Annotated in this window: 12 protein-coding genes; 3 read left to right on the forward strand and 9 right to left on the reverse strand. The window is 40.0% G+C overall.

Features of this window, described 5'->3' with window-relative positions:
- Positions 1–263 (forward strand): DUF4186 domain-containing protein (locus J6U00_RS09470; RefSeq protein ID WP_296581298.1); only part of this gene is annotated, 263 nt, incomplete at its 5' end.
- A gap of 38 nt (positions 264–301) precedes the next feature.
- Here J6U00_RS09470 and J6U00_RS09475 read toward each other — a convergent pair.
- A complete protein-coding gene (locus J6U00_RS09475; protein WP_296581300.1) occupies positions 302–1,972 on the reverse strand; it encodes an FAD-dependent oxidoreductase in 1,671 nt (556 codons plus the stop codon).
- 24 nt (positions 1,973–1,996) lie between these two features.
- Here J6U00_RS09475 and J6U00_RS09480 point away from each other — a divergent pair, with 24 nt between their 5' ends.
- On the forward strand, positions 1,997–2,659 hold the full coding sequence (locus J6U00_RS09480) for a Crp/Fnr family transcriptional regulator (protein ID WP_296581303.1): 663 nt from the start codon (positions 1,997–1,999) through the stop codon (positions 2,657–2,659).
- On the opposite strand, the gene trxA is transcribed toward J6U00_RS09480, so the two are convergent.
- The 3 genes from trxA to J6U00_RS09495 are packed head-to-tail and all read right to left on the reverse strand — an operon-like array spanning position 2,648 to position 3,790.
- Positions 2,648–2,956, reverse strand: coding sequence for a thioredoxin (gene trxA / locus J6U00_RS09485; RefSeq protein ID WP_296581305.1), 309 nt, complete (start codon positions 2,954–2,956; stop codon positions 2,648–2,650). The two genes, J6U00_RS09480 and trxA, sit on opposite strands and share 12 nt — an antisense overlap.
- Before the next feature lie 41 nt (positions 2,957–2,997).
- A complete protein-coding gene (locus J6U00_RS09490; protein WP_296581307.1) occupies positions 2,998–3,600 on the reverse strand; it encodes a 4Fe-4S binding protein in 603 nt (200 codons plus the stop codon).
- Positions 3,590–3,790: a 4Fe-4S binding protein gene (locus tag J6U00_RS09495; RefSeq protein ID WP_296581309.1), complete on the reverse strand. Its 201-nt coding sequence runs from the start codon at positions 3,788–3,790 to the stop codon at positions 3,590–3,592. The genes J6U00_RS09490 and J6U00_RS09495 overlap by 11 nt, the downstream gene beginning before the upstream one ends.
- Positions 3,791–3,896: 106 nt before the next feature.
- On the opposite strand from J6U00_RS09495, the gene J6U00_RS09500 reads away from it, so the two are divergent.
- Entirely contained in the window at positions 3,897–4,598 is a 702-nt protein-coding gene (locus J6U00_RS09500) for an SDR family oxidoreductase (RefSeq protein WP_296581310.1), read from the forward strand.
- A 99-nt stretch (positions 4,599–4,697) separates the two neighbouring features.
- Here J6U00_RS09500 and J6U00_RS09505 read toward each other — a convergent pair whose 3' ends face one another.
- The 5 genes from J6U00_RS09505 to J6U00_RS09520 all read right to left on the reverse strand — a co-directional run.
- The gene (locus J6U00_RS09505; RefSeq protein WP_296581311.1) at positions 4,698–6,362 is read right to left on the reverse strand and encodes an EAL domain-containing protein; all 1,665 of its coding nucleotides are present in this window, start codon (positions 6,360–6,362) and stop codon (positions 4,698–4,700) included.
- A gap of 59 nt (positions 6,363–6,421) precedes the next feature.
- Positions 6,422–7,597, reverse strand: a complete 1,176-nt coding sequence (locus J6U00_RS09510; protein WP_296581313.1) for a GGDEF domain-containing protein — start codon at positions 7,595–7,597, stop codon at positions 6,422–6,424.
- A gap of 430 nt (positions 7,598–8,027) precedes the next feature.
- Positions 8,028–8,357: a group II intron maturase-specific domain-containing protein gene (locus tag J6U00_RS09515; protein ID WP_363252085.1), complete on the reverse strand. Its 330-nt coding sequence runs from the start codon at positions 8,355–8,357 to the stop codon at positions 8,028–8,030.
- Positions 8,358–8,395: 38 nt separating this feature from the next.
- Complete coding sequence (locus tag J6U00_RS15185) at positions 8,396–8,545, reverse strand: hypothetical protein (protein WP_365718656.1); 150 nt, start codon at positions 8,543–8,545, stop codon at positions 8,396–8,398.
- 309 nt (positions 8,546–8,854) lie between these two features.
- Positions 8,855–9,217, reverse strand: a 363-nt coding sequence (locus tag J6U00_RS09520) for a helix-turn-helix domain-containing protein (protein WP_296581315.1), incomplete at its 5' end; no start/stop codon positions are given.

Genomic DNA, 9,217 nt, shown 5'->3' on the forward strand with positions numbered 1-9,217 from the left:
TCATTGAAAAGGGCACAGACATTATCAGAAGTCATGCATGTGATTTTATCGAAAAACGTCTTTCACCTGAAAATCCTGAAAATGATGGTAAACAAACTCCAATGAAAGGACATCCGGTTTTTATCGCTCAACACGCAACAGCTTGCTGCTGCCGCAGCTGCATTGAAAAATGGCATAACATTCCTTCCGGTAAAGTTCTAACAAAAGATGAACAGGAGTATATAGTTGATGTGATTATGGAATGGATTAAAAAGTCTATATAATTTAAAAGTGCCTCCCGCAGGAGGCACAGATTGAAAAACTATTTGCATTCTGTACATATATATTCAGGGACTGTACGGTCATTGATAACCGATTCATACAACCTCCATCCACCAGCAAGGTTATAGCAGTCGTAGCCATTTCCACTTAGTATACGGCAGGCTATATAGCTGCGTAATCCGCTGTGGCAATGAACATATACAGGCTTGTCCTTAGGCAGTTTGTCAAGATTGTCACGCAAAGTATCTAGAGGGATATTGATAAATCCATCTATCATTCCCCGAGCAATTTCAGTCTTTGTACGTACATCAAGTAGAGTGACGCTTCCGTCTCTAGGAAGCTTCTCAACATCATGCCAGAAAAACTGCTTCACTGTACCGTTTATGACGTTCTCAGCCAAAAAACCAGTCATATTTACAGGATCTTTAGCACTTCCGAAAGGCGGAGCATAACAGAGTTCAAGCTCTTTCAGATCGGTGACTTCTGCACCGAAACGGATTGCTGTCGCAAACACGTCCATACGCTTGTCAACACCGTCAAAGCCAACTATCTGAGCTCCCAGCAGCTTCCTGGTATTCTTGTCCCACAGAACCTTTACTGACATATTCGTTGCATTGGGATAATATGAAGCATGAGAAGCTGAAAAAACGTATGCCTTGTCATAGTTGATGTTCTCGGCAGCTGCACGTTTCTCATTCAGACCAGTAGTCGCAACTGTCATATCAAACAGTTTCAGTATAGCTGAACCCTGTGTTCCCTTGTATTCTGAAAAAATACCAGCTATATTGTCCGCTGCGATACGTCCCTGTTTGTTGGCAGGACCCGCAAGCGGTATAAATGCAGATGTGCCTGTTAAAAACTCACTGACCTCGATTGCATCACCAACTGCGTAAATATCTGGATAGTTTGTCTGCATACGGCTGTTTACTATGATACTGCCGCGGCTGTTTAGTTTTATACCGCATTCCTTTGCAAGTGAAGTCTCAGGACGGACTCCCACGGACATTATCACCATATCGGCTTCGATACTTCCCTTTTGCATAATGATTTTCTTATCAGTTATCTCTGTAACACCGCTGTTCAGGAACAGCTTTATTCCTTTGCTCCTGATATATCGGTGAACATCAGCTGCCATATCTGCATCAAGCGATGCGATTAGATGATCTGCAAATTCGACTATTGAAACCTCAATACCTGAGTTTGCAAGATTTTCAGCCATTTCTACACCGATATATCCGCCGCCGACAACGACGGCTTTGTTAGGCTTGTTGTTGGCAACAAAACTTTTGATCTTCATAGTATCGGGAATATTACGAAGAGTAAATACATGTGGGAGATCAATGCCGCTTATTTTCGGACGAATGGGTTCAGCTCCGGGAGAGAGTATAAGCTTGTCAAAAGTCTCCTCATATTCCTTGCCTGTATCAATATCGCGCACGATGGCTGTATGGGATTCAGGCAGTATTTTCACAGCTTCGTTTTTAACACGCACATCAATATTGAAGCGCTTGCGGAAGCTTTCGGGAGTCTGCAATGTCAGCATATTCCTGTCGGTTATTTCTCCGCCTATAAAGTACGGCAGACCACAGTTTGCAAAAGAAATATAGTCGCCTCGTTCGAGAATGATTATCTCATCGTTTTCTTTTAATCTTCTAAGTCTTGCGGCTGCTGAAGCTCCTCCTGCAACGCCGCCAATAATAATAGTTTTCATTTTCAACCTCCGAAAGGAAAAATTATGTTTGAAGAAATCTACAGTGAATTATTCCCGTTCTGGGACAAAATATCAGCTGATGACCACAAATATATCTGCGATAATTCTATGATACACAAATACGAAAAAGGTACTAACCTCCACAATGGCAATGATTGCTCGGGAGTGATTTTCGTCTGCAGCGGAAGTCTTCGTGTTTATATCATGTCAGAGGAAGGAAAGGACGTGACTCTGTACCGTCTGCACAAGGGTGATATGTGTATGCTTTCCGCATCCTGCGTTTTGCAGTCAATAACCTTTGAAGTCGTCATTGACGCAGAGGAGAACAGCGAATGCTGTATCATAAGTGGTCATGCTTACAAAGAGGTATCTGAACGCAATCCCGAGATACGGATATTCTCCCTTGAAACAGCTGTTTCACGCTTCTCCGATGTTATGTGGGTAATGCAGCAGATAATGTTTATGAGTCTTGACAAGCGTCTTGCAATATTCTTACATGATGAAGCTCTGCGTATAGGCTCAGACAATATTCAGCTGACACAGGAACAGATAGCGAAATACATTGGCTCTGCCCGTGAAGTTGTGTCACGCATGCTGAAATATTTCTCTAACGAAGGTATAGTTGAAGTCTCACGCAAGGGCATAAGAATACTTGACAAGAAGCGGCTGCGCGACTTAACCCTTTAACATATCAAGTATAGCTGATTTTGGACGTGCTCCGACTGCATGAGCAGTAACCGCTCCATTTTTCATAACTGTAAGCATGGGTATGCTTGAAACTCTGAATGCTGCAGCAAGCTCAGGCTGGTCATCTACATTGACCTTGCCTACTGTGAACTCGCTGTGTTCCTTTGCTATCTCGTCAACAATAGGAGACACCATTCTGCATGGACCGCACCAGTCTGCGTAAAAGTCCAGAAGAACAGGCTTTTCACTCGCTCTTATCTCCGCAAAATTTTCCTTTGTAACATTCAAAACTGCCATTTTAAAACTTCCTTTCTGTTTTATTGTACTTATATTATACTTCATTCTTTAGTGATGGTCTGTGACTTTGTCACGTTCTTAGCCTTGCATATCAGCTGGGTCATTGTACCCATAGGACAGTAAACACACCATGAACGGGGCTTGAAAAATATCATTGTAATCAATCCGAGTATAGTTGATGTTAGCATGATACTGTAAAATCCGAATGCGAACTGTGCGACACCATCTGAGAATAGAGTACCGTGATAAGCCCAGTGCCAAGGAACTTTGAATGTCCACAGCAGCTTTATTTTCTGTCCCAGTGGTCGCTGACCTGCGAATACAAGATAGGTATTCCAAAGCATTATGAAGAACATCGTAAAAAAGAATATTAGAAATCCGTAACGGAAATACTTAGACTTCATAAATTTTGGCATATCCTTTTTCCGTGAAAGTCCGAAATGTCCGCCAAGCATGGAAAAAAGCTGCCCGCGTCCGCAGAATTTGTTGCAGTACGCTTTGTTCCCCCAACCTATAGATATAATAAGAGGAGCAATGAAGCAGATCATGCCAAGCCATGCAAATAGGATGTTCACAAATCCTAGGATAAGGTAAGTCAGTGAGAATATCCACAGATAATCGTACCATTTTTTCTTAGCTTTCATTGTCTACTTCCTCCAGTGATATAACACTTGCGGGACATTCTTTAACGCATTTTCCGCAGCCCACACAGAGCGTTTCATCAATAACTGCGTTTATACCATATGGTACGCTTATAGCTGCCCTCGGACAGACTTTGACGCAGCAGCCGCAGGCTACGCAAAGACTTTTATCAACATTAGCTTTTCGTTTCATCTCATCGCCTCCTGTGTAATAGTATACAGCATTAAGCGATACTTATCTGTGACAAAGTCACATAAAACCAAAACTATATTTATAAAAGAAAGACAGGGAGGATCTTATGTTCAAAAATAAGGTTGCCGTAGTAACAGGCGGCGCAAATGGTATCGGCAAGTGCATAGCTGAGGAATTTCGCAGAAACGGTGCGATAGTCTGCGTTATCGACAAAGCTGAGGGCGACCATTTCATTGGAGACATTTCTAACAAAGTAGTTCTTGAAAAGTTTACGGAACAGGTTATAGCAGAGCACGGACGAATCGACTACCTCATCAATAACGCTCTGCCGCTGATGAAAGGTATCGATGAGTGCAGCTATGAGGAGTTCCAGTACGCTCTCTCTGTGGGAGTAACTGCACCGTTTTATCTGTCAAAGCTTTTCGCTCCTTTCTTCAATAAAGGCGGTAGTATAATCAATATCTCTTCCTCCCGCGATCGCATGAGTCAGCCTCAGACCGAGAGCTATACTGCGGCCAAGGGCGGTATAGCTGCGCTTACCCACGCTCTAGCAATCAGTCTTGCAGGCAAGGTGCAAGTGAACTCAATCTCCCCAGGCTGGATTGATACTTCCTATAAGGTCTACGAAGGGCCTGACGCTTATCAGCAGCCCTGCGGACGTGTAGGAAATCCACTTGATATCGCGAATATGGTGCTGTTTCTCTGCTCCGACAAGGCAGGATTCATCACAGGAGAGAACATCTGCATTGACGGAGGAATGACAAAGCAAATGATCTACCACGGCGATAACGGCTGGGACCTTGAATAATAATAGAAAGCCGTCAGATGACGGCTTATCTATTTCAAAACTTTTTGTTGTACAAGTAGCATTTAACTACGGTAAATAAAGCTTTGTATTGAATAATACTCAACATTTTTTAGTTTCTTCAATAGGTTTGGGATAGGAGAAATAGAACCCCTGCGCCAACTCACATTCAATCTCCTGCAAAAATTCAAGCTGAGACTCTGTTTCAACACCCTCGGCCAATGTATGTATCTCAAGTTCTCTACACATATTTACAATCGCTTTCATTATACGACGATTTTTACCGTTATTATCATCAATATGGCGTAAAAATGCCATATCGAATTTGATCCTGTCTATATCATATTGACCAAGAACATTAAGTGATGAATAACCACTTCCAAAATCATCTATCCAGAGTCGATAACCATTTTCACGGATGCTACAGAGCTGCTTTTTAAAGCTGTCTGTACCTTTTGCTATATCCTGTTCAGTTATCTCCACTATGATGTTGTCTGAATCAATACCATATTTTTCTAATATTTTTCTCAATTTTTCGGGTACATCAACATAGTCAAAATCCTGTGCTGAAATATTAACAGTTACAGGAATAAGGGGTAGTCCTGATTTTTTTCTAACCTCAAACTCCCTACAAACCTGTTCAACCATGTAAAGGTCAAGCTTATAAAGCAGATGATAACGCGAAAGAACCGGAATAAATTCACCTGGAGAAATCATACCACGAAGAGGATCAATCCACCTTGCAAGTGCTTCTATGGCGTAAATCTTCAATGTTTTTGTACAAATTATGGGATGATAGAAAACTCTTATCATTTTCTTTTCCATTGCTTCTTCAAAACTCTCTATGATATGACGTTCCGTCAGCAGCTCTCCATCACGTTCGTCCGAGTAAAATCTGCAGATAACATTCATATCCTTACCAATATCTTTGAGAGCTTGCCTAACATGGTCAAAAGCATTCATCGCCTTGATTTCGGGATTAACTACATAAGCGCCTGCTCGAATGCCTTCTGTAATACCGTAAGCATTTTTCTTAATCTTTTGATTTATAGAATTAATTTTATTTATAACATTTTCATATCCGTAGAATTCATCCATTATAACAAAATGATCTTCCACAGCACGTCCACAGAATGAAGATGGAAATTCCTCCTTAATAGTCTTTGCGATAAGTAACATAAGTGCATCGCCTTTGTCATATCCATATCGATCATTATAAGAACGCATGGATTTTACACCAATATATATCAATACCTGTTGCGTAATACATGCACCAAAACTGTTGAGCTTCTCATCTGCAAACCGACGCATATACTTCAGATTAGGAAGACCTGTCACAGCGTCATTATATTCTGCTTTAGGGTCTTTCTCTTTAAGGCAACTATAAATATGCCTGATACTGTTCTGTATCCTTCTGGTATCGTCAAAATAGAACAGTATCATCTCCGTACCATCTTCCATAAGTTGCCATAGACCAGTACCATGTATCAGTATATAACAGTTCCTCTTTTTGTCAAGAACTCGGAACATTACATCAAGATTGCTGTGTTCTTCAACAAATTTGAGAAAACATACCGAAAGGCTTGCTAAGTCATCGGGATGAACTAATTCAGCAACATTATTTTGGATGCTATCTCTGTCAATTTCTGTCATATTGCAAAAACTGTCGCTCACAAGTTCTATTTTGATTTTTCCATTATTATATGAAAGAAGAATCTGTGGTATTGCCATTCCTTCAAAAACATTACGTTCTTTCTCTGAAATCATCTTACATATCCTCCGTTATTCTATACCTAATTTATCATTTTGATAGCAAAACTAATCAGCTATTTACAGGTTGTAAGCTCCCCATTGTTTTTGCAATATTCTTTATCAAGATATAGCTTGTTATCTGCACGCTGTATACAATTTGAAAAAGTGTCCTGATTGCCAAGAAATTCATCATATCCTATACCTATTGACAAAATATATGGTTTATTTTCGTTTTTACAATTATTTCGGATACTTTCTCTTATTTCTTTTATAAGTGTATTTACTTCGTCTTCATTTACAGGATATACAATCAACACAAACTCATCACCGCCATAACGTCCGAGAAACATAGGGAAACTTTGGTTACGAAGTGTTACTGTCAATGATTTAGCTACTATCAGCAAAGCATTATCACCTTCAGCATGGCCATAAGTATCATTGATCATTTTGAAATCATTTATATCAATCATTATGACAAATGTTTTTCTATCGTCTATTTTCAAGTTTGAATTTTGTGATACATATCGTGTAAGCTGACCTCTGTTATTCAATTTTGTAAGAGGATCTAAAGATATCTGAGACTCCATAAATTGAATATAATAAATAATCATAAGTATCATACAGCTAAAGCAAAAAATCGGAAGCCGTGGCATCAATATCATTTGCATCAAACCGCCTGCCAGAACCATAATAGGGAAAAAGCCTATATAAAGGTGATTTTTCTTTTCTATCGGATCTTTTTCCGTTATGGCTTTCTTTATAGCATATATGATAACAACTATAATATAAATGTAAGGAATGCTTACGAGATATGCATCATACAAATTTGTGTTTTTTAAGTTCTCGTCTAAAAGAAGATTAGGAGCCAATATATATGTTATAATAACACCTATAACGGAAACAATAAATGGTATGAAGATTATAATTTTAGTACTTCGTTTGTCCCTAATTGGAATCTGTTCCACTGCCATTGCATACATCAGCCACCTTGATGTAATTGCAGTCATAATGATAAAATTTATAAAATTTGTTGTCAAGACCGTAAATCTATTTACTGGAAAAACTCCAGAATCTACACCGGACCATATTGCATCTGATAAAAAATATAACATAAAAGCGATAAGAGCATCATCATATTTCAACTGTTTTTCCTGCTTATCAATGCTTAACCGGTCATGTGCCAACATTATACCAAAAACGATGCAGCTAACTATATTTGACGCAGAATAATAAATAAAATATTCTGACATATTCATCACTCCCATCTCTAATTTATTTTACCATTAATATATTGGTGATTCAATGCTTTCAAATAAAAGTTTACAAAGCATATGAAAAAACTGGCAATTTCTACAAAGCGCATATATATGTTTTGTCATTTAAAATAAAGAGTGAATTGAATCTTATTTTGATAAATTTTATATATTGATATGTTACTGTTTCTTTATATGCGATTTCTGTTCGTCAGGTAAGAGGTTTGCTTACAGCTTTCTTCAGATTCTGGCTCACGGCTGACACCCTTGTTGTTCAGCTACATACTTCCCACTACCTAAGCGTGTTCGGGTCCTTCACCCGTTGGATTGTGCCCATGTCGGTCAAAATCGAGTAGGAGGCGGCATTTAAGCCGCCGACCTCTCACACCACCGCACCTACGGTTCCGTATGCGGCGGTTCAATCAACTTAACAAGTAACACATCTTTCGGTGTAGTAATCTAACATTGAGGCTAATCCAAATCGGGTTAGTCTCTCTTTATTAATTGCAAAGCTTAGTACCATTCTCTGACATACATATGCAACACGATTGCCTGCATATGCTGTTACCATTGCAGCGCCTTTGTCAGTACCAAGTTTTAACAGGTTTTTCGCTCTGTTTTGAGGTGTTTTCCAGAATTTCCATATGCACATTCTCATACGTGTACGTATTCTTGCATCGAGTTTCTCACAAAGCTTCTTCATGCTACCTATTTTAAAGTAGTTTATCCATCCTCTTATCAGCTGATTCAGCTTCATTACTTTGTAGCTGTTGCTTACTCCCCAACTGCGGCGAGTTAGTACGCAACATCCTCATATGCCTGACGGTGCATTTCAAAGTCCTGCGTCAGTGTTTCCTGCGAGATTGTTTCGGGACGAAGCAGGAAGAACCAAGCCGCACCGCCCGCAATAGCCAGAATGATTAATACGATAAGAAATTTTTTCATAGATACCAGTCCTTTCGTTTTTTCTGGTTATAGCACAGAAAAACGCAGCCTGGTAAATAATGTGGTGAAATATGCTCTTTTTGTGGTGAAATGATAAACGCCTCCTCATTTTGCAGTGAATGCGAAAAAAGGATATGCCCTCATAACGCATAGGGCATATCCTTTCCTTTAGGAAGTCTGGCTTCCTTCATATCGTTATACTGTCCTTCAGTAGTGTTCATTCCGTGTGCATATTGCCTTTTTCTCTGAAAACGAGACTACAAAATGCGGTTGCTCATATAAGTAGCAGAGAAATAAAGACTCAGTAATTCATTCCTCAGGCTGTGCAGAAGCATATTCCATGGCGTGTCTGAGCCTTGCTTCAAACATTTGAGCAGGTACAAGTGCTATCCCCTCTTTGTCATCGGTAAGGACGATGAGTCTTTGACCGCCTGTAAGTCCGAATCTCTCGCGAACTTCCTTCGGTATCACAAGCTGTCCACGCTCGTTTATTGCAACACTGCCCCAGATATTCTTGCCCTTTGGCGGAGGCGGCATCATTGTCTTTCCATCAGGTGTTGCAGTGCTCAACAGGCTATCTATCGTTACGCCATATACATCCGCAAGACGTTTGCATTTTTTAATATCGGGTACTGTTGCACCGCTTTCCCATTTTGCGTAAGCTTGTCTGGA

Origin of the sequence: Ruminococcus sp. (genome assembly GCF_017650195.1) — a bacterium.
Classification (GTDB): Bacteria; Bacillota; Clostridia; order Oscillospirales; family Ruminococcaceae; genus Ruminococcus.

Excerpts from the sequence above, each read along its gene's own strand:
- J6U00_RS09475 (WP_296581300.1), bottom strand. The coding sequence starts at position 1,972 with ATGAAAACTATTATTATTGGCGGCGTTGCAGGAGGAGCTTCAGCAGCC.
- J6U00_RS09480 (WP_296581303.1), top strand. The coding sequence starts at position 1,997 with ATGTTTGAAGAAATCTACAGTGAATTATTCCCGTTCTGGGACAAAATA.
- trxA (WP_296581305.1), bottom strand. The coding sequence starts at position 2,956 with ATGGCAGTTTTGAATGTTACAAAGGAAAATTTTGCGGAGATAAGAGCG.
- J6U00_RS09490 (WP_296581307.1), bottom strand. The coding sequence starts at position 3,600 with ATGAAAGCTAAGAAAAAATGGTACGATTATCTGTGGATATTCTCACTG.
- J6U00_RS09495 (WP_296581309.1), bottom strand. The coding sequence starts at position 3,790 with ATGAAACGAAAAGCTAATGTTGATAAAAGTCTTTGCGTAGCCTGCGGC.
- J6U00_RS09500 (WP_296581310.1), top strand. The coding sequence starts at position 3,897 with ATGTTCAAAAATAAGGTTGCCGTAGTAACAGGCGGCGCAAATGGTATC.
- J6U00_RS09505 (WP_296581311.1), bottom strand. The coding sequence starts at position 6,362 with ATGATTTCAGAGAAAGAACGTAATGTTTTTGAAGGAATGGCAATACCA.
- J6U00_RS09510 (WP_296581313.1), bottom strand. The coding sequence starts at position 7,597 with ATGTCAGAATATTTTATTTATTATTCTGCGTCAAATATAGTTAGCTGC.
- J6U00_RS09515 (WP_363252085.1), bottom strand. The coding sequence starts at position 8,357 with ATGAAGCTGAATCAGCTGATAAGAGGATGGATAAACTACTTTAAAATA.
- J6U00_RS15185 (WP_365718656.1), bottom strand. The coding sequence starts at position 8,545 with ATGAAAAAATTTCTTATCGTATTAATCATTCTGGCTATTGCGGGCGGT.